Genomic DNA, 26,497 nt, shown 5'->3' with positions numbered 1-26,497 from the left:
CTCCCAGCAGACTGACGTGACGGCTCAGCGCGGCGCCGTCGTGGTGAACGACACGATGCACACCATGCGCAAAGTCGCTGTTGATATGCAGGCGGCCTCTGGCGGCGTTGAAGCGCTCGGCAAGCAGTCATTGTTGATCAGCTCGATCATTCAGACGATCAGTAGTATTGCCCAGCAAACCAACTTGCTGGCATTGAACGCTGCGATTGAAGCTGCGCGCGCAGGTGAGCAGGGGCGCGGTTTTGCGGTCGTGGCGGATGAAGTTCGGCAATTGGCTGGGCGCACCAGCACGGCTACCGAAGAAATTGCATCGGTTGTCTTGCAGAACCAGAAGCTGGTGGATGAGACCGTCGCCGAGATGGCAAACAGCAAATCCCAGGCAGAGCAAGGCCTTGAACTCGCCACCCAGGCGGGCCACGTCATTGTTGAGATTCAGGATGGCGCCAAACGAGTGGTCGATGCGGTGGGCAGGTTTGCGACCCAGGTTGCCTAGGGTCGCAACACCGCTGGCGCAGAATGTTCGCTAGCGCTGTTGCGACACGTCGTTTGATTAATGGGCAAGCGGGTGATTTTCAGCAATCACCCTTTGACTGTTTTCGGTGCTTTGCCTTCGCGCATCTGTTGCAGCAAAGGTGCGCACTGGTTAGGCGCGTCGGCGCTGGGTGCGATCAGTGCCAGCAAACCGGCCGCAGGCCCCGCGATCACACCCAGCGCCACCATGCCCGCGCCACGCAGCGCCAGAGGAATGGCTTTCACACCGGCATTCGGCTTGATAAACGGCCCGTTGACGTACAGCGGTGAACGCAGCGAGAACAGTCGAAAACCTTTCGATTCGGGGTTGATGGTCAAGTCCAGTTGCTCCGTGGCCATGTTCGCCGTGCCATCGATATAGATAATGGCGTTCTCGGTATCAAACACAAACAACCGCGTCGTCGCCAGGCCAGTCTTGATGCCGAAGTCCGCCGCGGCGCAATTGATCTTCACTTCCTTGTCGCCAAACAATCGGCCCACCACGTAGTTGCCCACGTTGAGCCCGGCGATTTCCATCAGGCCACGGCTGATGGCGCCGTCGTTGATCAGCATCTTCAGGTCACCGTTGGAGGTGCCCAGCAATGCCGCCACGGAGTTACCGCGACCGGAAATGTCGGCATCGCCGTTGAGTTCACCAAAGCTGGTTTTCATCGGTTCGAATGTCGGGAACAGCTGCTTGAGCTTGAAGTTACGCGCAGTCAGTTTGGCACGACCTTCCATCGGTGCGGTGCGCCCGTTCAGGCGAATCTGTGCATCCAGCTTGCCGCCGGCCACGCCGAAACGCAGGGGCTCCAGGCTCAGTTCGCCGTCATTGAGCACCAAATGGGTGTAGAGGTCGGTGAAGGGTAGATCGGCACTGTGCACGATGCGCTTGCCGGTGAACGCCACATCGGCATCCATGACACGCCAGCGCTCCGTGCGGAACTCTTCCACCGGCAGCACTTTGGTCGCGGGTTGTTTGCTGCCGCCGCCACGGGCTTTTTGCTTGGCATTCGAGTCGGCGCCGATCAGGGGGGCGAGGTCGGTCATCAGCAGTTGGTTGGACACCAACGCGCCGCTGAGTTTGGGGCGCGGCTGGCTGGCAACGTAGCCAAGGCTGCCGTGAATATCGCTGTTACCGATCTTGCCGTTGAAGTTTTCGTAGCGGAACGACGCGCCGTTGGCTTCGTGCAGCTTGGCGATCAGATGGCCATCGGTGGAATAGGCCGGCGAATCCGGCAAGGTCACGCCGGTCAGTGGGTAGAGGTTGCCCAGGCTGGAACCTGCGAGTTTCAGGCGCAGGTCCAGGGCCCCCAGATTCAGCGGATCCGTGAGGGTGCCGGCCAGGGCGATGCTGGTGTCGGCAATCTTGACTTGAGCCTGCAAAGGAAACGGCTTGGCCGCGTCTTGCAACGCCAGCAGGCCGCCGATCTTTCCGGTGCCGTCGAGTTTCTGGCCGTGGTACTGGCCTTTGACCTTGAGGCCGAACGCATAGTCCTGCGGCGCCGAGCCTTTTTCTAAAGCCTTCTTGGCATCGGCGTCGCCGACGATTTCACCAAAGGGCACGGGTTTGCCCAGCGGGTCGATGATGACATCAAGCTGGGTCTTGAGGGTCTGGTCGTCGAGGGTCACGTGGCCCTTGTCGAAGCCGATGGCGCCAATGTCCACCACCCAGTTGGAGGGTTCGGCGTTCGGGTCCTTAGGGTCGAACTTGAAGGTCCAGTTGGCGCGGCCGTCGGCCAGGCGCTGCAATTGCGCACTCGGCTCAGTGAGGTCAATGCGCGGGATCACCACGCGCTGCACCAGCAACGCCAGCGGCGAAATGCGCAGTTCGACCTTTTTAAGCGTGACCATCTGCGGGGTTTTCGACCAGTCGGGGTTGCCCAGGGTCAGGTCTTCGGCAATCACATGGGGCCACGGCACCCAGGCGCGCCAACCGCCTTCATCGGGCTCACGTGCCCACACCACCGAGAGGTTGCCGTTGATGGCAAACGGTCGATGCAGCTCTTCGGAAACCTTGGCATTGAGGGGCGGCTTGATGCGGTTCCAGTCAAAGAACACCAGAACCAATACCACCCCGGCAATTAACAGAACGACGCTGGCGCAGCTCCAAGCGACGATTTTACGAGTGCGCGTCATTGCACGGGACTCCTGAATACGACTGGCTGGGTCACAGCCTTTATGGACAGCTTATACGACTACGACTGGCAAACCGTCTGGGGGTTTAACCCAATCGGTCACTTGCCGGGAAAAACATCAATTTCTGACCACTTCGACAGAATCCACCTACGACAGCGCACCATTGTTACCCACGGGCGTGTCGAAAATACCCACACCGGTGCAAAACCGCGGGCTTGAGAGGCCCGGCCTAGAGCCTCCGCTCAGAACAATCAATTCTGTTGATTATTACCATTGCGTTTATGAACTTTTATATCGACTTATCGAGAGTAGCATTAGCTCTGTACCCACTTTATCGCCCTCCCAAGGAGCAACCCATCATGAAACGCCAAGTACTCGCTACCGTCCTGTTATCCATCCTGGCTTCCAGCGCCTTTGCCTTGCCAGCCGCTGAACAGGCCACCCCACAAGTCAAAGCCGATGCCGTTCATTTCAGCCAGACCGTCGCTCGCAGCGGCTCGCAAGAAGAAGAGAACCGTGACTACGCCAAAGGCGCTGTTGCTGAAAATGGTTCGGAGCAAGCCAACAAACGCGCTTACACCGAAGGCCTGACCGAAAACGGCCGCGACCGCCTGGAAGAGAAAGGCCTGGTTGAAGGTGGTGCTGATCGCCTGCTGGAACGTAACGCTGTCGCCGAAGGTGGCCGTGATCGCCTGGAACAGAAAGGCCTGGTTGAAGGCGGTGCTGACCGTTTGCAAGAACTGCATCAAGCACAGAGCTAACCCCGTGGTGGCCCAGAAAAAAGCCCGATCTGTCGATCGGGCTTTTGCTTTACTGTAGATCGCGTCACGTACTTCCCGCGCCAAGTTCGACGCCGGCAAAGCTGTTTTGCTAGAGTGCGTCGCTGTACTTGCCAACAAAGTCTGCCCGCCCATGCTGCCCCGCGCCGAACAGAAGCAACAGACCCGCCTCGCCTTGATGGACGCAGCCCGCCATCTGATGGAATGTGGCCGTGGGTTTGGCAGCCTGAGCCTGCGCGAAGTGGCGAAGACAGCTGGCATCGTGCCCACCGGTTTTTATCGCCACTTTGCCGATATGGACCAGCTTGGGCTTGTGTTGGTGAGTGAAGTCGGCCAGACCTTTCGCGCTACGATCCGCCTGGTGCGCCACAACGAATTCGTGATGGGCGGCATTATCGATGCCTCCGTGCGGATCTTTCTCGATGTGGTTTCGGCCAACCGTTCGCAATTCCTGTTCCTGGCCCGCGAGCAATACGGCGGCTGCCTGGCCGTGCGCCAAGCCATCGCGGCGTTGCGCGAAGACATCACTCGCGACCTGGCGGCTGACCTCACCTTCATGCCCAAACTGCAGCACCTGGACGCCGATGGCTTGCACGTGATGGCCGACCTGATCGTCAAAAGTGTGTTCGCCACCCTTCCCGACATCATCGACCCACCAGCCCAAGCCCTGCCCGCCCACCTCACGCCGCAGGCGAAAATCACACAACAATTGCGCTTTATCTTTATCGGCTTGAAGCACTGGCAAGGCCTGGGCAGCACCGAATAACGCAATCAGCCTGCCGAATGGAAACGCTTGGCCATGGTGTAGTGCTTGTTCCAATAGCGGTTGCTCAGTGAATCGATACGGATGTTTTTGCCGCTGCGCGGTGAATGGATAAATTTACCCTCGCCTATATAAAGGCCCACATGGCTGACCTGGCCGCTTCCGTTTCCTCTGAAAAACACCGCGTCGCCGGGCTGGAGCGCGTTGCGCTTGACCGTCGCAGCCGTCGAACGTTGCATTGCCGTCGTGGTGCGCGGTATTCGGATGTTGGCTTGAGTCTTGAACAGATACACCAGCAGGCTGCTGCAATCGAAGCCCTGCTCTGCCGAGGTGCCACCCCATTTGTAAGGCGTACCCAGCAGTTCGTGGGCGCGGTCGACCACATCGTCGATAGTCGCTTTTTTGTGTGAAGCGCTGAAAGGGGGATGGCCGTTCAGATTGGCCGAAGCCGATGAAAGGGCGAAAGACAGACTGACAATAACCAGGCAACAAAATGACTTGAACATGATGAACGTCGCAGTGGAGTAAACACGGCGAACAGACTAATGATCTCGCAGGTAACCGGATGAATGCCGAATCCTCATGCCCTGTAGGGAAAATCTGAAAACGCCCATCGCGCGTGCAATCAGTAAAATCGCGCCCCACTTTGGCGCACGCAGAGAATCCTTCCTCGCTCCATTTAGTGGCGCTACCGCCCTTGCCTACAGGCAATTCCTACTCTCTATCGACATTGGCAAGGCCCTTGCTCTAGCTGTGCTATCGCTCATAGCTGGAAGCTTCCTGATGCTGGTGATCCACCGCCGAATCGCCCCTCAAGCCCTCTGGGCCGCCGAGTTGCTGCTGAATTTCGAAGCACGCAGCAAAAGTCGCCTGCGCTGTTTCAGTGCCGACGGTGAAGACGTCGGCCTTTTCCTGGAGCGCGGCCAGCCGCCGCTGCACGATTGCGAATTCCTACAGGCTGAAGACGGACGCGTCGTACGCGTATGCGCCCGACCTGAACATCTGCTGCACGTCACCTGCAGCAGCGCATTTGAACTGACTCGCGCGGCGTATCACCTGGGTAACCGCCATGTGGCGTTGCAGGTAGGGGACGGCTGGTTGCGCCTGCTAGACGACTACGTGCTCAAGGCCATGCTCGAACAGCTGGGTGCGCAGACCGAAACCATTGAAGCGCCATTCCAGCCGGAGCACGGTGCTTACGGCGGCGGCCACCATCACTCGCGCCATGGCGATGAAGATTTCAACTACCCACCCAAGCTGCATCAGTTCGGCGTGCGTCTATGAACCCAGCCTGGGCGCTGTTGCGTCTGGCCAGTCCGCAATTGCCGATTGGCGGCTACAGCTATTCCCAGGGCCTGGAAATGGCGGTGGAGAACGGTCGTGTCAATGATGCGGCCACTGCACGACGCTGGATAAGCGATCAGTTGCTGCTCAACCTTGCGCGTTTCGAAGCACCGTTGCTGCTCGCACATTGCCAAGCGGCCTTTGATGAGGATTGGCCGCGCCTGGCGCAATGGTGTGATGAGCATCGCGCCAGCCGCGAGACCCGCGAGCTGTATCAGGAGAGCCGGCAGATGGGCTACTCGCTGCAGCAATTACTCAGCGGCTTGCCGGAACTGGACGACGCCGCCCGCGCATTTCTTGAGCGGTGCGCCGAGCCGCATCTGGCCCTGGGCTGGGCCCTCGCCGCTCGCGCCTGGAGCATCAGCCCCGCTGATGCCCTGGCGGCGTGGTTGTGGAGCTGGCTGGAAAACCAATTGGCCGTGCTGATGAAAACCCTGCCCCTCGGCCAGCAAGCCGCCCAGCGCCTGACCAGCGAACTGCTGCCGCTGCTGCAACAAGCCCAGCAGGACGCCAGCCGCATCGACCCTACCCATTTCGGCAGCGCCGCTTTCGGCCTGTCCCTGGCGTGCATGGCCCACGAGCGCCAGTACAGCCGCCTGTTCCGTTCCTAGGAGAACACAGACATGAACTCACAACCTTTGCGTGTTGGCATCGGCGGCCCGGTGGGCTCCGGCAAGACGGCCCTGACCCTGGCGCTGTGCCTTGCGCTGCGTGATCGCTACAACCTGGCAGTGGTCACCAACGACATCTATACCCGCGAAGACGCCGATTTCCTGGTGCGTAACCAAGCCCTGGCGCCGGAGCGCATCATCGGCGTGGAAACCGGCGGCTGCCCGCACACGGCGATCCGTGAAGACGCCTCGATCAACCTCGAAGCCGTGGATCAGCTCAACCGCCGTTTCCCCGGCCTGGACCTGATCCTGGTGGAGTCCGGCGGCGACAACCTTTCGGCCACCTTCAGCCCCGAGCTGTCGGACCTGACCATCTATGTGATCGATGTGTCTGCCGGCGACAAGCTGCCACGCAAGGGCGGGCCTGGTATTTGCAAATCCGACCTGCTGGTGATCAACAAGATCGACCTGGCACCGCTGGTGGGCGCCTCGCTGGAGCTGATGAACAGCGACACCCAGCGCATGCGCAACGGTAAACCCTTTGTGTTCAGCAACCAGAAAACCGGTGTCGGCCTGGATGACATCGTCGCCTTTATCGAACGCCAAGGCCTGCTGACCGCCGCCTGACCAACCCTCAAGGAGCCTGTTTATGAGCCTCAAGAAACTCTTCACCGCCGCCGCCCTGCTGCTGGCCCCTGCCCTCGCCTTCGCTCACCCGGGCCACGGCGACAACGGCCTGGTGGCCGGCATCAGCCATCCCTTGGGTGGCATTGACCACTTGTTGGCCATGGTGGCCGTCGGTTTGTGGGCCGCCCAACAAAAAGGCGCCGCCCGCTGGGCATTGCCGTGCACCTTCGTGGGCACCATGCTGATTGGCGGCGTGCTGGGTTTTGAAGGCTTGGCACTGCCAGCGCTGGAAAGCGGGATTGCTGCATCGGTGCTGGCCCTGGGCCTGGCGGTGGCGCTGGCGGTGCGGCTGCCGTTGTCTGTGGCGGTGGGGGCGACAGCATTGTTCGCGCTGTTCCACGGCGTAGCGCACGGATTGGAGCTGCCGGACATGTCCAACCCTTGGGCGTATGCGGCTGGGTTTGTGGGCGCAACGGCAGTGTTGCACGCGGCGGGTTATGCGGTAGTGCGTTTCCTGCCGGCGGCTGCGGCGCCGTTGGTACGGGTTGCGGGGGCGGCGTCGGCGGCGACTGGGGTTTGGTTGCTTGCCAGTTAAAAGCCGCAAGCTACAAGCTGCAAGTAGACGCCGATTTGCGCCAACTTGCAGCTTGTAGCTCACAACTTACAACTGCCCCTCTGCTACCATGCGCGCCTACACCCCTGCCGTGACGACGCCCGCCAATGCCCAGCGCTTCCCAACCCTCCTTGAACACCGTGCTCACGCACTTCCACAGCCTGATCGTGCCGCTCTGGCAAGGCCCGGGCTGGAACGCCGAGCTGGCGCTGCCCTATGAGGCGCTGGATGCCGATCACCGGCCGCTGCCCCCACAACGCTACCGCGCCATGGCCTGCGCGCGGCAGCTGTACCTGTTTGCCTGTCTGATCGACGAGCCTGGCGCAGCCTTCGCAGAGGAGCGCGCAGCTGTTCTGTTCCGTTCACTGCAACAGCACTTCCACGACGCCGAGCACGGAGGCTGGTTCTACAGCATCGATCCCAACGGCCAGCCGCTCGACAAGCGCAAAGACCTGTACACCCACGCCTTCATCATCTTCGCCTGCGCCCATTACTGGGCCAAGGTGCGTGCGCCGCTGGTGGAATCGGTGCTCAATGCGGCCCTGGAAGTGGTCGCCGAGCGGTTTTCCACAGGCGACGGCCTGTATGAAGCCGTGCTGGAGCGCAACTGGTCATCGCTTAAATCCGGCCCGCTGCAAAACCCGTTGATGCACTTGGCCGAAGGTTTCCTCGCCACCCTCGCGGTGCGTGAAGATGCCCACGTGCAGGCAGCCCTGCTGGCACTGGCGACAGCCATGCAACAGCGTTTCATCGACCGCCAGCACGGCGTGATGATGGAAAAACCGCTGGGCGCTGTGGATAACTGGTTCGAACCGGGACACCAGTTCGAGTGGTTCTTCTTGCTGGAATCTTCAGATGTACTGCGCGGTACGCCGCTGCATGCGTCGCTGACCCGGGCTTTCGCCTACGCCGAGCAACAGGGTGTGGATAACGTCAGCGGCGCAGTCAGCGGCATGCTGGCGCTGGACGGCACGATGCGTGACGGCACCCAACGTATCTGGGCCCAGGCCGAATACCTGCGGGCACTGACCTTGCGGCCGGACAGCGAAGCGGTGCTACAGCGCCAATTGCTGGCGCTGCAACAGCATTTTCTGCATGAGAAGGGTTGGAATGAATGCCTGGATGCCGAGGGCGTCGTGAGTCGACGGGATATGCCGTCGACTACGCCTTATCATTTGGCAACGTGCTATCAGGGTCTGACCCGGTATCTGGCCTGACTTTCAGGGCCTCTTCGCGAGCAAGCCCGCTCCGACATTTGACCGCGTCCTACCTTTGGAATGCAGGCGAATGTGAGAGCGGGCTTGCTCGCGAAACAGGCGGCGCGGTCTAGAGCTTTACTTGGCCCCGCGCTCAATCGCAAACCCAGCCCAAGTCTGGCTCACCGGCATCAACTCCAACCGGTTGATATTCACATGCGCCGGCGTATTCATGACCCAAAAAATCGTGTCAGCAATATCCTGCGGCTGAATCGGCTCGGCACCGGCATAAGTCGCGTCATACCGCGCCTGGTCACCACCAAAGCGCACCAACGAAAACTCGCTCTCGCACAGGCCGGGCTCAATGTTGGTCACGCGCACGCCGGTACCTTGCAGGTCGCAACGCAGGTTCAACGAGAATTGCTTAACAAACGCCTTGGAGCCGCCATACACATGGCTGCCTGGGTACGGGTAGCTGCCGGCGATGGAGCCCAGGTTGATGATCCCGGCGCCACGGCCATGCGCGATCAGGCGCGGCAGCAGCAGGCTGGTGGTGGTCAATAAGCCCTTGATGTTGGTGTCGACCATGGTTTCCCAATCGTCGAGGCTGCACTTGGGCGCCGGGTCAGTGCCCACGGCCAGGCCGGCGTTGTTGATCAGCCCGCGCAGCTTGGCGAACGACGGCGGCAGGTTGGCGATGGCGTCTTCCATGCCCTTGCGATCACGCACGTCCACAACCAGGCCATGCACTTCGGTCTGCTTTGAAAGCTCTTCGACCAGCGCATTCAGGCGGTCGGCACGCCGGCCAGTCAGCACCAGTTTCCAGCCGGCGTCAGCAAAACGACGAGCACAGGCTTCGCCGAAACCTGAGGTTGCGCCAGTAATAAACAGCGTGTCGGACATGGTGTTCTCCTTGCGGGCATCGGGAAAAAATCAGCCAGCAGAATGCCCTGACGCCGCAGTGGCGGCAACCGCTAAGCGCATAACTTCATGCGTGACTGATCACTTTTTAACCATTGCGCGCAAAGCCTCATGAACCGTGGCTTGCAGCCATATACGCGCAGGTTATCCACAACTGCGCCCACAGTCTTTGGGGGCAAGTGCAAAAAGCCCCAGGCCTCTATACACAAGGGTTACAAGGGGGTTTAGAAAGTTTTTTGCTTGACCTTAGACGGGGCGTATGTAGACCCACCGACAGGCCGGAAATCAGAACGATGGCTCCAGGCCAGTCATTCCGGCCTCTGCGGCCGTCTTTCCAGAGTTTAGTCACAGACTTATCCACAGGCTGGCGGGACATATTTCGGTCATATACCTGTGTCTATAAACAGGTTGACAAAGCCCTCGGGCGGTTGCGAAAAAGCCGCTGATCAAAAAACAAGTGACTCGCTGCAAGTCACGGTTTTAAAGGCTTTCAGCCAGCTACTACCACGTTACCCACAGCCGGTTCCACAGTGGATGGGGACAAGTCAAAAGTGTGACAAAACAGGGATTTGTGGCGGCTATATGTCGCGCTTTAGAGGGCGGCTGGATTTGTTTTCCACAATTTCCAGAACGGTCTGTGGATAGCACTAAAAAGACTGCGGGAGCCGCTTTTATGTGGGCTCCCACAGTGGGTGCTGCGTCGTTATTTAGATTAGTGCCCGCCGAGGTAGGCGTTGCGCACTTCCTCGTTTTCCAACAATTCCTTACCAGTACCCGTCAGGCGAATCTCACCGTTAACCATCACATACGCCCGATCCGACAGACGCAGCGCATGGTTGGCGTTCTGCTCCACCAGGAAAATAGTCATCCCGGTCGCCGCCAACTCGCGCAGGGTCGAGAAGATCTGCTTCACCACAATCGGCGCCAGCCCCAGGCTTGGCTCGTCCAGCAGCAACAACTTTGGGCGGCTCATCAACGCGCGGGCGATGGCGAGCATTTGCTGTTCGCCACCCGACATGGTCATAGCGCGCTGGTTGCGCCGCTCCTTGAGACGTGGGAACAGCTCGAACATGCGCTGCATGTCTTCCTGCGCGAACTTGTCGCCAATCGGGATGGTGCCCATCAGCAGGTTTTCCTCGACGGTCATGTCGGGGAACACCCGCCGCCCTTCCGGCGACTGCGCAATGCCGTTGGAGGCGATGTAGTGCGATGACTTGTGGGTAATGTCGACGCCGTTGTAGAGGATCTGCCCCGACTCGGCCCGTGGCTGGCCAAAGATCGACATCAGCAGCGTGGACTTGCCCGCGCCGTTGGAGCCGATCAGGCTGACGGTTTCGCCTTCGTTGATATGCAGCGAGACTTTTTTGAGGGCCTGGATCGGACCGTAGTACACGTCCAGGTCCTTCATTTCGAGGATAGGTCCGCTCATACCAGCTCCTCTTCGTCGGCGCCCAGGTAGGCGGCAATCACTTTCGGGTCGTTTCGGATCGCTTCCGGCCCGCCTTCGGCGATCACGTTGCCGTGGTCCAGCACCACGATGTGGTCGGAAATACTCATCACCATGCCCATGTCGTGTTCGATCAGCACTACCGTGAGGTCGTGTTCGTCGCGCAGCAGGCGAATCATCGCACTGAGGGCTTCGGTTTCCTGGGGGTTGAGGCCAGCTGCCGGTTCGTCGAGGCAGATGATCTGCGGCCGCGTGCACATGGCACGTGCGATCTCCAGGCGGCGCTGCTGGCCGTAGGAGAGTTCGCCGGCCAGGCGATTGGCACAGTCCACCAGGTCCACCACCTCCAGCCAGTAGAAGGCGTGGTCAAGGGCATCGCTTTCGGCTTTGCGGTAGCCCTTGGTGTTGAGAATGCCGGCGAGCATGCTGCGGTTGACCCACATGTGCTGGGCGACCAGCAGATTTTCCACCACCGACATTTCCTTGAAAAGGCGAATGTTCTGGAAGGTTCGCGCCAGGCCAGCACGGTTCACCAGGTGGGTGCCGCCGAACATCTTGTAGTAGACCCGACTGAGGAAGCTCTTCGGCGAGACAAAGTCGACGGCTTTGAAGCGCTCGCCGAGCAGTTGGATCACGTTTGTCTGCTTGCCACGCACATTGAGTTCAATCTTGCCGCCGCTGGCTTTGTAGAAGCCGGTGAGGCAGTTGAACACCGTGGTCTTGCCTGCGCCGTTGGGGCCGATCAGGGCGAAGATCGAGTTGCGTTCGACCTTGAGGCTCACATCGCTCAAAGCCTTGATGCCACCGAAGTGCATCATCAGGTGCTCCACCTGGAGGACGACTTCCTTGCTCATGGCGCTACCCCCTTACGTGGCGTCACACCGGAACGGCTGATCCGCATCAGGCCGCGTGGTCGCCAGATCATCATCACCACCATCAACACGCCAAACAGCAGCACGCGGTATTCGGAGAAGCTGCGCAGCAGTTCAGGCGCGACGGTCAATACGAAGGCCGCAATCACCACGCCTACCGTCGAACCCATGCCACCCAAGACCACGATGGCCAAAATCAGCGCCGACTCAAAGAAGGTAAATGACGACGGGTTGACGAAGCCCTGGTAGCTGGCAAAGAACACCCCGGCCAGGCCCGCGGTAGACGCGCCGATGGTGAACGCCGAGAGCTTGACCAGTACGTGGTTCAGGCCCATGGAACGGCAGGCGATTTCATCTTCGCGCAGCGCTTCCCAGGCACGGCCGACCGGCATGCGGGTCAGACGATGCTTGATGTACAGCACCAGCATCACCACGAGGAACAACACGATGTAGATAAAAATGAACTTGAAATTAGGGCTGTAATCGATGCCGAAAAACTCATGAAAGGGCACCCCGCCATCCTTGGCCTTGCGCACGAACTCCAACCCCATGAAGGTCGGTGACGGCACGGGCATGCCATTCGGACCGCCGGTAAACGACAGCCAGTTGTTAAGCACCAAGCGGATGATCTCACCGAAGCCCAGGGTCACGATAGCCAGGTAGTCACCGTGCATTCGTAATACCGGAAACCCGAGGATGCACCCCGCCAGCGCCGCCGCGATGGCCGCCAGTGGCAGCACCGTCCAGAAACCCAGGCCCAGGTATTGATAACCCAGCGCCAGGCCGTAGGCACCGATGGCGTAGAACGCCACGTAGCCCAAGTCGAGCAAGCCAGCCAGGCCTACCACGATGTTCAAGCCCAACCCGAGCAACACGTAGATCAGCCCGAGGATCACCACGGTCAGCAGGTACTTGTTGGCGAAGATCGGGAACACGATAGCGATCACGATCAGTGCCGGAATGATCCAGCGCAGCCGCGATTTATAGTCCGGTTTCTGCACGTGCACGCCGGAGCCGCTGCTCTCTAATCCCTGCAGGATTCTTATACCCTTGGGCGTTTGCAGGAACAGGCTCATGGCGAACCGGCCGAGCATTACAATCGCGACCATCACGCCGACGCGGGCCGGTTCCAGGTTGAAGCTGTAGCCATCGAGGACAACACCGACGATGGGCCCGAAGATGATCAGCGAAATCAGCCCGGCAAGGACTGCATCGACCACACTTTTCTTGATATCGATTGGTTTGGCAGCAGACATGTTTACACCTTAGCCACGAGTGGGCGACCAAGCAGGCCCTGAGGACGGAAAATCAGAATCACCACCAGCAGCGAGAAACTGAACACGTCTTTGTAGTCAGAGTTGATCAACCCCGAGAACAGCGACTCGGAGATACCCAGGATAATCCCGCCCAACATCGCCCCTGGCAGGGAGCCGATGCCGCCGAGTACCGCTGCGGTAAACGCCTTGATGCCGATGATGAAGCCGGCATAGAAATCGAAGGTGCCGTAGTTGAGGGTGATCAGCACGCCGGCCAGGGCCGCCATGGCGGCACCGATGACGAACACATAGGAGATCACCCGGTCGGTGTTGATGCCGAGGATCGAGGCCATCTTGCGGTCTTGCTGGGTCGCGCGGCACATGCGGCCGAGCTTGGTGTACTTGATGATGTAGGTCAGCAACGCCATCCCGGCAAACGCCGCCACGAGAATGAACACCTTGGTGTACGTGAGCTGCACGAACCCGGTGCCGATGTCGACACGCCAGGCGCCTGCCAGCAAGGTTGGAATACCTTGTTGCTTGGCGCCCTGGGCGATCTGCGCGTAGTTCTGCAGGATCAGGGAGATCCCGATGGCGCTGATCAGCGGTGCCAGGCGGGTGGAGTTACGCAGCGGTTTGTAGGCGACACGCTCGATGACCCAACCGTAAACGCCGGTGACGACGACGGTGAAGACCAAGGTGCCAAGAATGAGCAGCGGAAAGGATTCGATGCCGAAGTAAGCCAGCAGTGCCAGACTGATCGCCGCGAGGTAAGCGGAAATCATATAAACCTCGCCGTGGGCGAAGTTGATCATGCCAATGATGCCATAGACCATTGTGTAGCCGATGGCGATCAGGCCATAGACCGACCCGAGGGTCAGGCCATTGACCAGTTGCTGCAGGAAAATACCATCCATAACGCAATCTCACGCGGTGAGCACCTGCACACCGGTGGGTGTGCGGCGCTTCTGGAGGAAAAGACAGATATCGATCACGACACCACTCCCCTGTGGAAGCGGCGGTTCGACGCTTCGACTTGCTCGCGAATGCGGTGTATCAGTCAACACATTTGCTACCTGACAGACCGCTTTCGCGAGCGAGCCCGCTCCCACATTGGTTAGGTGCTGACTAGCCTTACTTCTGCTTTTCCAACTGGTGGTATTTACCTTCCTTGTCCCACTGGTAAACCACATAGTCGGAGACTTTCAGGTCGCCCTTGGCGTCCCAGGTCTTCTCGCCCATCACGGTTTTCACAGGGTTGGCCTTGAGCCACTTGGCGGCGTCTTCGCCTTTGTCGGACTTGGCGCCGTTGAAGCCGGCGGCCAGGGCCTGGAGCGAAGCGTAGGCGTACAGGGTGTAGCCTTCAGGCTCGTAGCCGGCTTTGCGGAACTCTTCCACCACGGCCTTGCTTTCGGGCAACAGGCGCGGGTCGGCGCCAAAGGTCATGTAGACGCCGTCCACGTATTGCTTGCCGCCTGCGGTGGTGACCAATTCGTCGGTCACTACGCCGTCATCGGACATGAACTTCACATCTTTCAGGCCGGCTTCACGCAGTTGGCGAACCAGCGGACCGGCTTCCGGGTGCAGGCCGCCGAAGTACACGACATCTGCGCCGGTAGAGCGGATTTTGGTGACCAGCGCACTGAAGTCTTTCTCGCCACGGGTCAGGCCTTCTTCCAGCACCGGCTTGACGCCGCGCTTGGTCAACTGGGCAGCAGTGGCGTCAGCCAGGCCTTTGCCGTAGGTGTCCTTGTCATTGATCACGGCAATTTTCTTGCCCTTGAGCACGTCGACGATGTAATCGCCGGCGACGATGCCTTGCTGGTCGTCACGCCCGCACATACGGAACATTGCGCTCATTCCGCGCTCGGTCACTTGTGGGTTGGTGGAACCTGGGGTGATGGCGATCACGCCCGCGTCGTTATACACCTCGGACGCCGGGATGGTGTTCGACGAGCAGAAGTGCCCGACCACGCCGATCACTTTGTCCTGGTCGACCAGCCGGTTGGCGACGGCTACGGCCTGCTTGGGTTCGCAGGCATCGTCGCCGGCAACCAGCTTGATCTGTTCACCGTTAATGCCGCCGGCCTTGTTGATCGCATCGGCTGCCGCTTGGGCACCCTTCATGTACTGCTCACCGAATGAGGCGTTGGCGCCAGTCATCGGCCCCGCAACGCCAATCTTCACATCAGCTTGAACAAACGCAGAAACACCCAGCGCCGCTGCAACGGCGAGGGCCAGGAAACCTTTCTTGTAAAACGTCTGGGACATGAGTAGTGCTCCGATATTTTTGATTTTTGGCACGACAACTTGCGTTCAAACTTTTCACTGAAAGCTCAGAGCAAGGCGCGTGCCACTACGTTTTTATTCTTCAAAAAGACACGGTGTCATTGTTATTGCAGGTGTTTCAGCGCCATTCGCAAGGACGTGCAACCGTCTAGCATCAGAAGGTGCAACCAGCGAATCGAAAAAGTACAACCTCGACAGGTCGCACCTGCAACCAACCCCATAAACGACAGTTCCTACAGCTGTAACAAACGACGTAACGGAACTGCACATTTACAGTGCGTGACTGCTACGACTTGCACCAATACAGATTAGTAGCCGACTAAGAAAATGCAGGCTTTTGAGCGGTACTTCGCTGATCAGATCACGATCCTCAGACATTGGCCTGCGTGATACAGCGAAAACCCGGCCTCATAAAGACAGCTGCGCAGACCGACCCCGGCCAGCGGTTGCATGGGCGCGAAGGGAATCGGCAATGCCTGTGGATTCTGGTGACACAAGTAGTCGGCGAACGCCTTGCCGACCACGCTGGCGGTGGTCACGCCGCGTCCGTTATAGCCCGTTACTGCCACCAGGCCAGGGGCGGGTTCGAATAGGCGCATCAAGTGGTCCGGGGTGAAGGCAATGCAGCCGGTCCAGGTATAGTCCCACTGCACCGATTTGAGGTACGGGAAGTAATGCTGCCGCACCCGATCGGCCCACGCCTCGAGGAACCAAGCCGGTTTCTGGTTTCCGTTGCCCAGGCTACCGAGTAACAGACGGCCATCGGCATCGCGGCGAATGCTGCTCAGCACTTGGCGCGTATCCCACGAGCCTTGCCCGCCGGGAAGGATTTGCTGGGCGGCGTCCCCCGTCAGCGGGGCCGACGCGACCTGGTAGTAGTAACCGGGGAAGAAATTGCGCCGCAGTTCGGTCCATTCGCCTTCGGTATAGGCATTTGATGCGATGACCACCTGTCCAGCCTGCACTGAGCCTTGGGCCGTCTGCACCGACCAGCGCGCACCTTGGCGCTCGAGTTGGGTGACCGGGGAATGGTCGAACAACTGTCCGCCTAGGCCGACAGCCGCATTCGCCAAACCACTGGTGTAAGCCATTGGATTCAAGGTGCCGGCGCGCCGATCCAGCAAGGCTGCCGCGATTTTCTGAGTGCCAGTGGCTTGCTCGCATGCCTGGCCGGTGAGCAATTCCACAGGCGCGCCCCGGCGCTTCCATTGTTCTTCACGACTGCGCAAATCCGCTTCGCCACGGGCGTTGTGCGCCATGTGCAACGTGCCCTCGCGGCGCAATTGGCAATCGATGTTGTATGTGTCGATCAGGCTGAACACCAGCGACGGCGCCGCGCCCAGCATGCGGTTAAGCTGGCTGCCCACCGCCTCGCCGAAACCGGCTTCGATCTCGTCCGGCGGGATCCACAGGCCGGCGTTGACCAGCCCGACGTTACGCCCCGAGCCGCCATGGCCGGTGCGATGGGCTTCCAGCACGGCAACGCTTTTACCCTGCTCCAGCAAGTGAACGGCCGCCGACAGCCCGGTGATCCCGGCGCCGATCACGCACACATCCACGTTGACCTCGCCCTTGAGCGCGACGCGATCCGGCCTGCCAGGGGTGAGGTGTTCCCACAAACATGTTTCGCGCAGTGCCATTGCCAGACTCCGATGAGACCTAACAAACAACCATTTCAGGTTTGTAAACCCAATCAACTGTGGGAGCAGGCAAGCCGGCCTCCCACATTTTGACCTCACTCCGACTGAGAGATCAGTCGAAGGTAATACCTTGGGCCAATGGCAGCTCCAGCGAGTAATTCACCGTATTGGTCTGCCGACGCATATACCCGCGCCACGCATCCGAGCCCGACTCACGCCCACCGCCCGTCTCTTTCTCACCGCCAAACGCACCGCCGATTTCCGCGCCGCTCGGGCCGATGTTGACGTTGGCGATGCCGCAGTCACTGCCCACGGACGACATGAACTGCTCGGCTTCGCGCACATCGGTAGTGAAGATGCATGACGACAAACCTTGCGGCACGGCGTTGTTCAGACGCAGGGCTTCAGCGAAATCGGTGTAGCCAATCACGTAAAGAATCGGCGCAAATGTTTCAGTGCACACCACGTCGCTTTGCTCAGGCATTTCCACAATGGCCGGCGACACGTAGTAGGCGTTAGGGAATGTGTCTTGCAGTTGGCGCTTGCCGCCGAACACCTTGCCGCCTTCGCTCAAGGCTTGCTCCAGGGCGTCCTGCATGTTCTCGAAGCCGTGTTTGTCGATCAGTGGGCCGATCAGGTTGCCTTCCAGCGGGTGGCCGATGCGCACCTTGGAATAGGCGGCCTTGAGGCGGGTGACGATTTCCTGCTTCACCGATTCGTGAGCGATCAGTCGGCGCAGCGTGGTGCAACGCTGACCGGCGGTGCCGACGGCGCTGAACAGGATCGCGCGCACGGCCATGTCCAGGTCGGCGCTTGGGCCGAGGATCATTGCGTTGTTGCCGCCCAGCTCCAGGATGCTACGGGCAAAACGTGCGGCGACTTTCGGTGCCACTTCGCGGCCCATGCGGGTGCTGCCGGTGGCGCTGATCAACCCGACGCGCGGGTCATCCACCAGTGCGGCGCCGGCGTCGCGGCCGCCGATGATCACTTGGCTGAGGTACTCGGGAGCGCCGTCGAATTTTTTCAGCACGCGCTCGAACAGCGCCTGGCAGGCCAAGGCGGTAAGCGGGGTCTTTTCCGAGGGTTTCCAGATCACCGCGTTGCCGCACACCAGCGCCAGGGTGGTGTTCCACGCCCACACGGCGACCGGGAAGTTGAAGGCGCTGATCACGCCGACCACGCCCAGTGGGTGCCAGGTTTCACGCATATGGTGGCCCGGGCGTTCGGAGGCGATCGTCAAACCGTACAGCTGGCGCGACAGGCCGACGGCGAAGTCACAGATGTCGATCATTTCCTGCACTTCGCCCAGGCCTTCCTGGGTGATCTTGCCGGCTTCCCAGGACACCAGCTCGCCGAGATCGGCCTTGTACTCGCGCAACACATCACCGAACTGACGCACCAGTTCGCCGCGGCGCGGTGCGGGCACGTTGCGCCAAGCCTGGAATGCATGCTCAGCGCGACTGACCTGTTGCTCTACCTCGGCGGCGCCTTCCCAGTTCACGCTGCCGATACGGCTGCCATCGATCGGCGAATGCACGGGTTGTTTCCCCGACTGGTACAGCGCCGGGTTTACCCCGAGACGATCAAGCAATGCGGCAACCATGGGTCACTCCTTCAATGTTCAAAACAGTAAATAGCGCCGCCGACAGACACGGCGATCCAGGGCTTATTTGTAGCTGGCCCAAGACGTGCCAACAAACGACGATTAGGCGAGATATCATTCCGTTTATTCATGCAAAGAATAAAAAGAGGCGTGCCGTGCTCAATAAAAGACATTTGCCCTCAATCACTGCCTTGCAGTGCTTCGAAGCCGCCACCCGCCACCTGAGTTTCACCCGCGCCGCCGAGGAACTGAACCTCACGCAGAGCGCGGTGAGCAAGCAGGTGGCGCAGTTGGAAGAGTTGTTACAACACCTGCTGTTTCGCCGGGTGCGCCGCCGCTTGCAGATGACGCCAGCGGGCGACCTGTACCTGGTGGAAGTGCGCAAGATCCTCACGCAGGTGGAGATGTCCACTCACTACCTGCGTTCCTACGGCGGCGAGACCGAAGTGTTGCGGGTGTCTACGCCCTACACCTTCGGCGCGCGCTGGCTGGTACCGCGCCTCAAGGGATGGCGGCTGCGTCACCCGCAGATCCATCTGGACCTGTGTAATGAGCAGGCGCCGGACGAGCTTTTGCAAGGCAAGGCCGACATGGCCTTCTACTTTGGCCAGGGCTCACGCCCCGGCACCGAGAGCCTGAAGCTGTTCAGCGAAGAGCTTGTACCTGTCTGTGCACCGGAAAGCCTGCCCGCGCAGCCGTTCACCGACCCCACGCAACTCAGCGATCTGGTCCTGCTGCAAAACGCCTCACGGCCGCAGGGCTGGCATGACTGGTTCGCCAGCCAGGGCTATCAGACAGAGCACAGTTACCACGGGCCACGATTCGACACGTTCTATATGTGTATTCGTGCAGCGCAGGTGGGCTGTGGCGTGGCGTTGTTGCCGCGCTTTCTGGTGGAAGAAGAGTTGGCCGAAGGCAAGCTGGTGATCCCCTGGCAGCATGCGCTGCCGAGCCAGGATGCGTATTACTTGGCCTACCCCGAACATTCGGCGGAAGTGCCCAAGGTGCGTGAGTTTGTGAAGTGGATGATGGAGCAGGTGCTGTAGCGCCTGCGATGGCGCCAGTGGCCTTACCGAAAAAATCACTGGCAAAACAACACAGGTCTATGCGCCACTAGCCCTCTTCCCTAATTGTGCGTAAAGGTCGGCGCCCATTGCCGACCCGTCTGGAGATTCCCGCTATGAGCGAGAGTGTGTTTGCCGATCGCATCGTGCAGAACTTGCTCGACACCGACTTCTACAAGCTGACCATGATGCAGGCGGTGCTGCACAACTACCCCAACGTGGAAGTTGAATGGGAGTTTCGTTGCCGAAACAGCGAAGACCTGCGCCCGTACCTGGCGGAGATCCGCTACCAGATCGAACGCCTCGCCGAACTGAGCCTGAGCCCGGACCAGCTGGGTTTCCTGGAACGCATCAGCTTCATGAAGCCGGATTTTTTGCGCTTCCTCGGCCTGTTCCGCTTCAACCTGCGCTACGTGCAAACCGGCATCGAGAACGGCGAGTTGTTCATCCGCCTGCGCGGGCCGTGGCTGCATGTGATCCTGTTTGAGGTGCCAATGCTGGCCATCGTCAGCGAAGTGCGTAACCGCTACCGCTACCAGACCGTGATCATCGAACAGGCCCGCGAGCAGTTGTATCGCAAATTCGACTGGCTGACGGCGAATGCCAGCAGCGATGAGCTGTCGGAGCTGCAAGTGGCCGACTTCGGCACGCGCCGGCGCTTCTCGTACCGCGTGCAGGAGGAAGTGGTCAGTGTGCTCAAGCACGATTTCCCCGGGCGTTTTGTCGGCACCAGCAACGTGCACCTGGCCCGCGAATTCGATATGAAGCCGCTGGGCACCATGGCGCACGAATGGATCATGGCGCACCAGCAACTCGGCCCACGCCTGATCGACAGCCAGATCGCCGCACTGGATTGCTGGGTCCGCGAATACCGTGGGCTGCTGGGCATTGCCCTGACCGATTGCATCACCACCGACGCGTTCCTCGGCGACTTCGATTTGTACTTCGCCAAGTTGTTCGACGGCCTGCGCCATGACTCCGGCGACCCGGTGCAATGGGCGGAAAAAGCCATCGCCCATTACCATAAGCTGGGCATCGAGCCGATGAGCAAGACACTGGTATTCTCCGACAGCCTGTCGCTGCCCAAGGCCCTGGAGATATTCCGCGCACTGCGGGGTCGGATCAATGTGAGCTTTGGCATTGGTACCAACCTGACCTGCGATATTCCAGGTGTGGAGCCGATGAGCATCGTGCTTAAAATGACCGCCTGCAATGGCCAGCCCGTCGCGAAGATCTCCGATGAAGCGGGCAAGACCCACTGCACCGACCCGAATTTTGTCGCCTACTTGCGTCATGTTTTCAAAGTACCTGCCATCTCTAGCAAGGAGTGAATCATGCAAGCCGTACAGCGTGAGATTGCTGAACAGCTCAAGGTCCAAGCGCCGTTCAAAGACCAGGCCGCCCTCGAGGCCGAAATCTCCCGGCGCGTGACCTTTATCCAGGACTGCCTGCGCAATGCCGGGCTCAAAGCGTTGGTGCTGGGCATCAGCGGTGGCGTCGACTCCCTGACAGCCGGCCTGTTGGCCCAACGCGCGATGCAGGAACTGCGCGCCAGCACCGGTGATGACGCCTACCGTTTTATCGCCGTGCGCCTGCCCTACGAAACCCAGTTCGATGAAGTCGACGCCCAGGCCTCGGTGGACTTTATCGAACCGGACGAGCGCCACACCGTGAACATCGGCCCGGCAGTGAAAGCCCTGGCCAATGAAGTGGCGGCGTTTGAAGGCAAGGCTGCCGTATCCCGCGATTTCGTGCTGGGCAACACCAAGGCGCGCATGCGCATGGTGGCGCAGTACACCATCGCCGGCGCGGCCGGTGGGCTGGTGATTGGCACCGACCATGCAGCAGAAGCGGTGATGGGCTTTTTCACCAAGTTTGGTGATGGCGCGTGCGATCTGGCGCCATTGAGCGGGCTGGTGAAGAACCAGGTGCGCGCAATTGCACGGCACTTTGGTGCGCCGGAATCATTGGTGGAGAAAGTGCCGACGGCGGACCTGGAAGACCTGTCGCCGGGCAAGCCGGATGAGGCGTCACATGGCGTGACCTACACCGAGATCGACGCGTTCCTGCACGGCGAGCCGGTGCGTGAGGAAGCGTTTCGGATTATCTGTGAGACGTATCGCAAGACTGAACACAAGCGGGTGATGCCGTTTGCGCCGTGAGGTGAGCCAGATAGGCTTGTGTTGACTGTCAGACCGCTATCGCAGGCAAGCCAGCTCCCACAGTTGACCGGGTTCCAGCATGAGAATGCGGTTGAATGTGGGAGCTGGCTTGCCTGCGATGAACGATGACTCGGTTCAACTGACCGCCCACAAAAAAGCGCCCTTCGGGGCGCTTTTTTTTCGACCGGAGTCGGCTTACTTAACGGTCACAGTACCTTTCATCATCGAGATGTGGCCTGGGAACGAGCAGAAGAACGCGTAATCAGTACCGGCGGCCAGCTTCGACACGTCGAAGGTTACCGAGTCTTTCTCGCCAGCACCGATGATCTTGGTGTGGGCGATGATGCGGTCATCGCCTGGCTTGAGGTAGTCTTTGTCGATGCCGGCGGCCATGCCGTCAGTGGCGACTGACTGCATGGTGGCGGCGCTGGTCAGCACCCAGTTGTGGCCCATGACGTTTTTCGGCAGGTTGCCGGAGTGAGTCAGCTCGACGGTGAAGGTCTTGCAGCTCTTGTCGATTTCGATGGCTTTGGTGTTGAAGGACATTTGGTCAGTGGAGTCGACGGTGACCTTGCACTCTGCAGCAAGCAACTGGCCGCTCGCCAGAGTGAGCAGGGAAACAGCAACGAGTTTGGCAAACATGTGAATCTCCAAGGCAGGGTTTAAAAACGCGTATTGCGACAAGGGTGCCTGAAGCAGGCCGAAATGCTTATGATCTGAATCAACAGATTGTATACAACTTTAGGCTATCAGACCTATCAACACAATCTACCAGCCAAAGTACCGGCACCTGCTTATGATCGGCTCATTCCCCCCTGGAGCCTACGCCATGCACCTCAACCAACTGTTCAACGGCCTGCTGGCTGCCTACGCCTGCGGTAAGTGAGGCCCAAGCGCGCTGCTAAGCTGCTACCATAGCGACCCAAGGCAGCTGCCCGCCGCCCACCCTCACCTTCGACCCTAGAGGATCGCCCATGGCCAAACCTAATTACTCCTTCGCCAAACGTCAGAGAGACTTGGCCAAGGAACAGAAGAAAGAGGAAAAACTGCAACGCAAGAAAGCCGCTGCTGACGAAGAAGCGGGCGCACTGAACCCGGATGCGGAAGGTGAAGTGGCAGTAGACGAAACGGAAACACCGAAAGATCCGGCTGAATAATTTCCTTTGTGCTGAGCCGGCCCGACCGGCTCGGCACAATCCACCTCTACTCCAGCGGCATCACCGTCACCCGAACCTCCGGGTCATGGCTCCCTCCCCCCAGAATCACCCCTCGCAACGGCGACACATCGGAAAAATCCCGGCCCCAGGCCAGGGTGATGTGCTCCAGAGCCGGCTGCACATTGTTTGTCGGATCAAAATCCACCCAACCTGATACCGGGCAATACACCGAGACCCACGCGTGGGATGCATCGGCGCCGATCAGCCGTGGCTGGCCGGGTGGTGGCTGAGTAAGCAGGTAGCCGCTGATATAGCGCGCCGCCAGGCCCCGTGAGCGCAGGCACGCCAACATCAGGTGAGCAAAGTCCTGGCACACACCGCGCCGGCGCTCCAGCACTTCCACCAACGGCGTCGCGACCTGGGTGGCTTCGGCATCGAAGGTGAATTCGCTGAAGATCTTTTCCATCAGCGCCTGCACGCCCAGTAGTAACGGCTGGCCAGGCGGGAAACAGCTTTCGGAGAACTCGACGAAGGTCTGCTTCAAGTGCACGTAGGGCGATTCGAAGCGGTAGCGGCAGGCTTCGATCAGCTCAGGTGACATGGGATGGCTGCTGTAGGTCAGGCTGTCGCGGGTCTGGTCCCAGGCCGGCGATTGTTGGAAATCCAGCACCGGTCGCGCCAGCACTTCCACGGTCAGCCCGGCATTCACCAGCAATTCGTCATGGGGACGTTCGAACGCAAGACGGGTGATCGGGTTGCCGAACACATCCAGCTCATCACGGCGCGACGTTGGTTCCGGGCTGATCTCCAGCTGCTGCGAGCTGCAACGCTGCCAGGCGCACGGCCGTGGCCACAGGTGCGCCAACTGCTGGGCCAGGGACACCGGGCTGTCGTAGTGGTAATGGGTATCGTGAAAAATCTGGTAGCGCGCACTCATCACACCGACACCGTTTGTTGGCTGACATCATCCACATGGGCAAAGTGGCGCAAGGCCAGGCGATCCGACACTTGCCCACTTTCATCGGCCACCGCTTGCAGCAGGTCGGCCAGGCCGTCCAACGCGGCACGCACGCTGGATTCGCCAAACAGCGGGTTCTCCAGGCAGCCCAGGTCGAAACGCGACAGGCGCTCCACCAACGGCGCGAGACCGGTTTCCCGGGGTACGCCGAAATCGTCGTTGAGACGCCGCAGGGTACGGCTCACCAGTTTGAGCTGGAACAACACCGCATGCGGGTTCTGCTCGTCCAGCAGCAACAGGTCGAGCACCGGGATCAACTGCGGCACCGCCAGGTAGCGCGAGCGATAGGTGATGCTGCTGTTGCCCAGCTCCAACAACCACTCCAGCCCGGCCTGATCGAACACCGCCACACCCCGCAGGAATGCGGCAAGGCTGCTGCTAAGAAATTGCAGGCGCTCGATGCGCCGGCCCATCATCAAAAAGCGCCAGCCTTCATCGCGTGTCATGTCGTCCAGGGCAAACCCGGACAGCGCCGCCAGGGACATCACCAGGCGGTTGAGGAAATCCAGCAATTCGCCAAAGTCCGGCGTCTCGCTTTCCAGTTCCAGGGCTTCGCGCTGCAGCTCCACCAGGGCCTGCCAGTTTTCCCGGGATAGCTTGCCGCGCACCTGGGACGCCGCCCACTGCAAGCGTTGCAGGTTGGCGCGCAGGCTCGAGGGCCAGTCATCACCGAGCAAGGCCGCGAGCAGGCGCTCCGGCAATTCGCCCTCTTCTGGCAGAAGGCGCAGGTTTTCGCCCAACTCGACGGCCGCCTGCAAGGCCAGCGCGTCATCGCCATCGACATACCGCGCCAGCACAACGCGCAACCAGCGAGCGCTGTCATCACAGCGCTCGCAGTAACGACCAAACCAGAACAGGTTTTCCACTACCCGCGACGGCAGATACGGATCGCGGCGCACTAGGTCATGGGCACCAATGGCGCGTTGCGCACGCCAGTGTTCGCTACCGGCTGCGCGTTCGCCGAGCACCCAGGTGTCTTTGCTGGCGCCTCCGCGTTGCATCGACACCACTTCGGCATCGGCCTCGGCGGCCACGCGGGTCAGGCCGCCGGGAAGCACACGATAACCGTCGGCGCTGGCCACGGCATAAACACGCATGCCGATGGCGCGATGTTGCAGGTGGTCATCCACGGTGTGCCACACCGGTGCCTGGGACAATTGCGCCAGTTCCTGGGCGACGTAGGCGTACGGCCGCGCGCGCATGCGTTCGGCCAGGGCTTGGCGCTCTTCGTCGCTCAGGTCACGGCCGAACACCGGCGAGAAACTTTGCGACGGGAAAGCCGGCTTTATCAGCAGCTCCGGCAACTTTTCCAGAGCTTCGGCCAGCACCGGCGCTTCACCGCACCACCACGTGGCAATGGACGGCAGGATCAGTGCTTCACCGAACAGAAACTCGTTGATCTTCGGCAGAAAGCCGAGCAAGCCGGGCGACTCCAGCACACCGCTGCCCAAGGCATTGGCCACCAACACATTGCCTTGGCGCACCGCATCGAGCAGGCCGGGGACGCCGAGGGCTGAATCGGTGCGCAGCTCCAGTGGGTCGCAAAAGTCGTCGTCGAGACGACGCATGATTGCGTGCACCCGGCGCAGGCCGCTGAGGGTTTTCAGGAACACCGTGCTGTCACGCACGGTGAGGTCGCCGCCTTCCACCAGCGGGTAGCCGAGTTGGCAGGCGAGGTAGAGGTGTTCAAAGTAACTTTCGTTGAATCGGCCCGGCGTGAGCAGAACGATCAGTGGCTGTTGATCATTCCCGGGCGCCTGTCGGACCAATGTTTCCTGGAGCGTACGGAAGAACCCCGTGAGGTGCTGCACCTGCAGATCACGGTACAGCTCCGGGAACGCGCGGGACACGATGGTGCGGTTCTCCAGCGCGTAACCAGCACCCGACGGCGCCTGTGTGCGGTCGGCGGTGACCCACCAGCGGCCATCCGGGGTGCGCGCCAGGTCCACGGCGTACAGGTGCAGGAAAGCACCGTCCGGCGGCTGGATGCCCTGGCACGGCCACAGGAAGTTGTTGTGCCCAAACACCAGTTCGACCGGCAGCAAGCCTTCCTTGATCAGGCGCTGCGGGCCATAGAGATCGGCCAGCACGGCATTGAGCAGCCGTGCACGCTGGGCAATACCGGCCGACAGGTGCTGCCACTCATCGGCTGCGAGCACGTGGGGCAACAGGTCAAGTTCCCATGGGCGGTCGGCGCCCTTGGGGTCGGCGTAGACGTTGTAGGTCACGCCGTTTTCCTGGATCTGCCGGGTCAGCAGCGCCTGGCGTTGGGCCAGTTGCGCGGGTGTGCTGCGTTTCAGGTGGTCGAGCAGGCGCTGCCAATGGGCACGCACCGCGCCGCTGTCGTCCAGCAGTTCATGATAGGTGCCCGCGGTCAGCGGGTAACGGTCGAGCAAATCGGACATGGAACGCTCGGCAGAGGCAAGGGGGCTCAGATTAACTCAACAAACACTGCAAATCCCTTCGCGGGAGCGGGTTTGCTCACG

25 protein-coding genes are annotated in these 26,497 nt (G+C 60.4%); 12 read left to right on the top strand and 13 right to left on the bottom strand.

Features of this window, described 5'->3' with window-relative positions:
• The first annotated feature begins 55 nt into the window (after positions 1-55).
• Positions 56-493 carry a methyl-accepting chemotaxis protein gene (locus AACY08_RS30630; protein WP_370467830.1) on the top strand — a complete coding sequence of 146 codons (438 nt, stop codon included), beginning with the start codon at positions 56-58 and terminating at the stop codon, positions 491-493.
• 86 nt (positions 494-579) lie between these two features.
• Here the strand turns inward: AACY08_RS30630 and AACY08_RS22830 are convergent, their stop codons facing one another.
• Positions 580-2,649, bottom strand: coding sequence for an AsmA family protein (locus tag AACY08_RS22830; RefSeq protein ID WP_339471503.1), 2,070 nt, complete (start codon positions 2,647-2,649; stop codon positions 580-582).
• 359 nt (positions 2,650-3,008) lie between these two features.
• Between AACY08_RS22830 and AACY08_RS22825 the strand changes: the two genes are divergently transcribed.
• Together AACY08_RS22825 and AACY08_RS22820 are read left to right on the top strand one after the other, a co-directional pair.
• Positions 3,009-3,410, top strand: a complete 402-nt coding sequence (locus AACY08_RS22825; protein WP_339471502.1) for a hypothetical protein — start codon at positions 3,009-3,011, stop codon at positions 3,408-3,410.
• 151 nt (positions 3,411-3,561) lie between these two features.
• Entirely contained in the window at positions 3,562-4,194 is a 633-nt protein-coding gene (locus AACY08_RS22820) for a TetR family transcriptional regulator (RefSeq protein WP_339471501.1), read from the top strand.
• Positions 4,195-4,199: 5 nt separating this feature from the next.
• On the opposite strand, the gene AACY08_RS22815 is transcribed toward AACY08_RS22820, so the two are convergent.
• Positions 4,200-4,697: a C40 family peptidase gene (locus AACY08_RS22815; RefSeq protein ID WP_339471499.1), complete on the bottom strand. Its 498-nt coding sequence runs from the start codon at positions 4,695-4,697 to the stop codon at positions 4,200-4,202.
• Positions 4,698-4,974: 277 nt separating this feature from the next.
• Between AACY08_RS22815 and ureE the strand changes: the two genes are divergently transcribed.
• The 5 genes from ureE to AACY08_RS22790 all read left to right on the top strand — a co-directional run bounded on the left by ureE (position 4,975) and on the right by AACY08_RS22790 (position 8,603).
• On the top strand, positions 4,975-5,475 hold the full coding sequence (gene ureE / locus AACY08_RS22810) for an urease accessory protein UreE (RefSeq protein ID WP_339471497.1): 501 nt from the start codon (positions 4,975-4,977) through the stop codon (positions 5,473-5,475).
• The gene (locus AACY08_RS22805; RefSeq protein ID WP_339415692.1) at positions 5,472-6,146 is read left to right on the top strand and encodes an urease accessory protein UreF; all 675 of its coding nucleotides are present in this window, start codon (positions 5,472-5,474) and stop codon (positions 6,144-6,146) included. Before ureE ends, AACY08_RS22805 begins: the two co-directional genes overlap by 4 nt.
• Before the next feature lie 12 nt (positions 6,147-6,158).
• Positions 6,159-6,773 (top strand): urease accessory protein UreG, encoded by a 615-nt coding sequence (gene ureG / locus AACY08_RS22800; RefSeq protein WP_065874333.1) that lies wholly within the window; start codon positions 6,159-6,161, stop codon positions 6,771-6,773.
• Between the two features lie 22 nt (positions 6,774-6,795).
• The gene (locus AACY08_RS22795) at positions 6,796-7,368 is read left to right on the top strand and encodes a HupE/UreJ family protein (protein ID WP_339471496.1); all 573 of its coding nucleotides are present in this window, start codon (positions 6,796-6,798) and stop codon (positions 7,366-7,368) included.
• Between the two features lie 125 nt (positions 7,369-7,493).
• A complete protein-coding gene (locus tag AACY08_RS22790; RefSeq protein ID WP_339471495.1) occupies positions 7,494-8,603 on the top strand; it encodes an AGE family epimerase/isomerase in 1,110 nt (369 codons plus the stop codon).
• 117 nt (positions 8,604-8,720) lie between these two features.
• Here AACY08_RS22790 and AACY08_RS22785 read toward each other — a convergent pair whose 3' ends face one another.
• From AACY08_RS22785 to amaB, 8 genes are all read right to left on the bottom strand, one after another.
• Positions 8,721-9,485, bottom strand: coding sequence for an SDR family oxidoreductase (locus tag AACY08_RS22785; protein WP_339415687.1), 765 nt, complete (start codon positions 9,483-9,485; stop codon positions 8,721-8,723).
• A 730-nt stretch (positions 9,486-10,215) separates the two neighbouring features.
• Positions 10,216-10,932, bottom strand: a complete 717-nt coding sequence (locus AACY08_RS22780; RefSeq protein ID WP_339415685.1) for an ABC transporter ATP-binding protein — start codon at positions 10,930-10,932, stop codon at positions 10,216-10,218.
• On the bottom strand, positions 10,929-11,804 hold the full coding sequence (locus AACY08_RS22775; protein WP_339415684.1) for an ABC transporter ATP-binding protein: 876 nt from the start codon (positions 11,802-11,804) through the stop codon (positions 10,929-10,931). The genes AACY08_RS22780 and AACY08_RS22775 overlap by 4 nt, the downstream gene beginning before the upstream one ends.
• A complete protein-coding gene (gene livM, locus AACY08_RS22770; protein ID WP_339471494.1) occupies positions 11,801-13,078 on the bottom strand; it encodes a high-affinity branched-chain amino acid ABC transporter permease LivM in 1,278 nt (425 codons plus the stop codon). The genes AACY08_RS22775 and livM overlap by 4 nt, the downstream gene beginning before the upstream one ends.
• A 2-nt stretch (positions 13,079-13,080) precedes the next feature.
• A complete protein-coding gene (locus tag AACY08_RS22765) occupies positions 13,081-13,995 on the bottom strand; it encodes an ABC transporter permease subunit (protein WP_048727385.1) in 915 nt (304 codons plus the stop codon).
• Between the two features lie 217 nt (positions 13,996-14,212).
• Positions 14,213-15,349 carry a branched-chain amino acid ABC transporter substrate-binding protein gene (locus AACY08_RS22760; protein ID WP_065874340.1) on the bottom strand — a complete coding sequence of 379 codons (1,137 nt, stop codon included), beginning with the start codon at positions 15,347-15,349 and terminating at the stop codon, positions 14,213-14,215.
• Between the two features lie 374 nt (positions 15,350-15,723).
• Positions 15,724-17,007, bottom strand: coding sequence for an L-pipecolate oxidase (amaA, locus tag AACY08_RS22755; protein ID WP_339471492.1), 1,284 nt, complete (start codon positions 17,005-17,007; stop codon positions 15,724-15,726).
• Positions 17,008-17,119: 112 nt separating this feature from the next.
• Positions 17,120-18,610, bottom strand: coding sequence for an L-piperidine-6-carboxylate dehydrogenase (amaB, locus tag AACY08_RS22750; RefSeq protein ID WP_339471491.1), 1,491 nt, complete (start codon positions 18,608-18,610; stop codon positions 17,120-17,122).
• A 155-nt stretch (positions 18,611-18,765) separates the two neighbouring features.
• Between amaB and AACY08_RS22745 the strand changes: the two genes are divergently transcribed.
• From AACY08_RS22745 to nadE, 3 genes are all read left to right on the top strand, one after another.
• A complete protein-coding gene (locus AACY08_RS22745; protein WP_339415677.1) occupies positions 18,766-19,656 on the top strand; it encodes a LysR family transcriptional regulator in 891 nt (296 codons plus the stop codon).
• A gap of 134 nt (positions 19,657-19,790) precedes the next feature.
• Positions 19,791-21,005, top strand: a complete 1,215-nt coding sequence (gene pncB, locus AACY08_RS22740) for a nicotinate phosphoribosyltransferase (RefSeq protein ID WP_339427243.1) — start codon at positions 19,791-19,793, stop codon at positions 21,003-21,005.
• Positions 21,006-21,008: 3 nt separating this feature from the next.
• Positions 21,009-21,836: an ammonia-dependent NAD(+) synthetase gene (gene nadE / locus AACY08_RS22735; RefSeq protein ID WP_339471490.1), complete on the top strand. Its 828-nt coding sequence runs from the start codon at positions 21,009-21,011 to the stop codon at positions 21,834-21,836.
• A gap of 195 nt (positions 21,837-22,031) precedes the next feature.
• Here the strand turns inward: nadE and azu are convergent, their stop codons facing one another.
• Positions 22,032-22,478: an azurin gene (gene azu, locus AACY08_RS22730; RefSeq protein ID WP_339471489.1), complete on the bottom strand. Its 447-nt coding sequence runs from the start codon at positions 22,476-22,478 to the stop codon at positions 22,032-22,034.
• Between the two features lie 332 nt (positions 22,479-22,810).
• Here azu and AACY08_RS22725 point away from each other — a divergent pair, with 332 nt between their 5' ends.
• On the top strand, positions 22,811-22,993 hold the full coding sequence (locus AACY08_RS22725) for a hypothetical protein (RefSeq protein ID WP_065874346.1): 183 nt from the start codon (positions 22,811-22,813) through the stop codon (positions 22,991-22,993).
• Between the two features lie 46 nt (positions 22,994-23,039).
• Here the strand turns inward: AACY08_RS22725 and AACY08_RS22720 are convergent, their stop codons facing one another.
• Both AACY08_RS22720 and AACY08_RS22715 read right to left on the bottom strand, forming a co-directional pair.
• Complete coding sequence (locus AACY08_RS22720; protein ID WP_049710283.1) at positions 23,040-23,930, bottom strand: transglutaminase family protein; 891 nt, start codon at positions 23,928-23,930, stop codon at positions 23,040-23,042.
• Complete coding sequence (locus AACY08_RS22715) at positions 23,930-26,416, bottom strand: circularly permuted type 2 ATP-grasp protein (RefSeq protein WP_339471488.1); 2,487 nt, start codon at positions 26,414-26,416, stop codon at positions 23,930-23,932. The genes AACY08_RS22720 and AACY08_RS22715 overlap by 1 nt, the downstream gene beginning before the upstream one ends.
• Positions 26,417-26,497 lie beyond the last annotated feature (81 nt).

Origin of the sequence: Pseudomonas sp. EL_65y_Pfl1_R83 (assembly GCF_963970695.1) — a bacterium.
Classification (GTDB): domain Bacteria; phylum Pseudomonadota; class Gammaproteobacteria; order Pseudomonadales; family Pseudomonadaceae; genus Aquipseudomonas; species Aquipseudomonas tritici.
Note: the sequence above shows the minus strand (reverse complement) of the source record. Positions and strands in the feature narration are given on the sequence as shown.

What these genes read in the sequence shown, in the direction of transcription:
- AACY08_RS30630 (WP_370467830.1), top strand. Translation starts at nt 56, where the DNA reads ATGCACACCATGCGCAAAGTCGCTGTTGATATGCAGGCGGCCTCTGGC.
- AACY08_RS22830 (WP_339471503.1), bottom strand. Translation starts at nt 2,649, where the DNA reads ATGACGCGCACTCGTAAAATCGTCGCTTGGAGCTGCGCCAGCGTCGTT.
- AACY08_RS22825 (WP_339471502.1), top strand. Translation starts at nt 3,009, where the DNA reads ATGAAACGCCAAGTACTCGCTACCGTCCTGTTATCCATCCTGGCTTCC.
- AACY08_RS22820 (WP_339471501.1), top strand. Translation starts at nt 3,562, where the DNA reads ATGCTGCCCCGCGCCGAACAGAAGCAACAGACCCGCCTCGCCTTGATG.
- AACY08_RS22815 (WP_339471499.1), bottom strand. Translation starts at nt 4,697, where the DNA reads ATGTTCAAGTCATTTTGTTGCCTGGTTATTGTCAGTCTGTCTTTCGCC.
- ureE (WP_339471497.1), top strand. Translation starts at nt 4,975, where the DNA reads ATGCTGGTGATCCACCGCCGAATCGCCCCTCAAGCCCTCTGGGCCGCC.
- AACY08_RS22805 (WP_339415692.1), top strand. Translation starts at nt 5,472, where the DNA reads ATGAACCCAGCCTGGGCGCTGTTGCGTCTGGCCAGTCCGCAATTGCCG.
- ureG (WP_065874333.1), top strand. Translation starts at nt 6,159, where the DNA reads ATGAACTCACAACCTTTGCGTGTTGGCATCGGCGGCCCGGTGGGCTCC.
- AACY08_RS22795 (WP_339471496.1), top strand. Translation starts at nt 6,796, where the DNA reads ATGAGCCTCAAGAAACTCTTCACCGCCGCCGCCCTGCTGCTGGCCCCT.
- AACY08_RS22790 (WP_339471495.1), top strand. Translation starts at nt 7,494, where the DNA reads ATGCCCAGCGCTTCCCAACCCTCCTTGAACACCGTGCTCACGCACTTC.
- AACY08_RS22785 (WP_339415687.1), bottom strand. Translation starts at nt 9,485, where the DNA reads ATGTCCGACACGCTGTTTATTACTGGCGCAACCTCAGGTTTCGGCGAA.
- AACY08_RS22780 (WP_339415685.1), bottom strand. Translation starts at nt 10,932, where the DNA reads ATGAGCGGACCTATCCTCGAAATGAAGGACCTGGACGTGTACTACGGT.
- AACY08_RS22775 (WP_339415684.1), bottom strand. Translation starts at nt 11,804, where the DNA reads ATGAGCAAGGAAGTCGTCCTCCAGGTGGAGCACCTGATGATGCACTTC.
- livM (WP_339471494.1), bottom strand. Translation starts at nt 13,078, where the DNA reads ATGTCTGCTGCCAAACCAATCGATATCAAGAAAAGTGTGGTCGATGCA.
- AACY08_RS22765 (WP_048727385.1), bottom strand. Translation starts at nt 13,995, where the DNA reads ATGGATGGTATTTTCCTGCAGCAACTGGTCAATGGCCTGACCCTCGGG.
- AACY08_RS22760 (WP_065874340.1), bottom strand. Translation starts at nt 15,349, where the DNA reads ATGTCCCAGACGTTTTACAAGAAAGGTTTCCTGGCCCTCGCCGTTGCA.
- amaA (WP_339471492.1), bottom strand. Translation starts at nt 17,007, where the DNA reads ATGGCACTGCGCGAAACATGTTTGTGGGAACACCTCACCCCTGGCAGG.
- amaB (WP_339471491.1), bottom strand. Translation starts at nt 18,610, where the DNA reads ATGGTTGCCGCATTGCTTGATCGTCTCGGGGTAAACCCGGCGCTGTAC.
- pncB (WP_339427243.1), top strand. Translation starts at nt 19,791, where the DNA reads ATGAGCGAGAGTGTGTTTGCCGATCGCATCGTGCAGAACTTGCTCGAC.
- nadE (WP_339471490.1), top strand. Translation starts at nt 21,009, where the DNA reads ATGCAAGCCGTACAGCGTGAGATTGCTGAACAGCTCAAGGTCCAAGCG.
- azu (WP_339471489.1), bottom strand. Translation starts at nt 22,478, where the DNA reads ATGTTTGCCAAACTCGTTGCTGTTTCCCTGCTCACTCTGGCGAGCGGC.
- AACY08_RS22725 (WP_065874346.1), top strand. Translation starts at nt 22,811, where the DNA reads ATGGCCAAACCTAATTACTCCTTCGCCAAACGTCAGAGAGACTTGGCC.
- AACY08_RS22720 (WP_049710283.1), bottom strand. Translation starts at nt 23,930, where the DNA reads ATGAGTGCGCGCTACCAGATTTTTCACGATACCCATTACCACTACGAC.
- AACY08_RS22715 (WP_339471488.1), bottom strand. Translation starts at nt 26,416, where the DNA reads ATGTCCGATTTGCTCGACCGTTACCCGCTGACCGCGGGCACCTATCAT.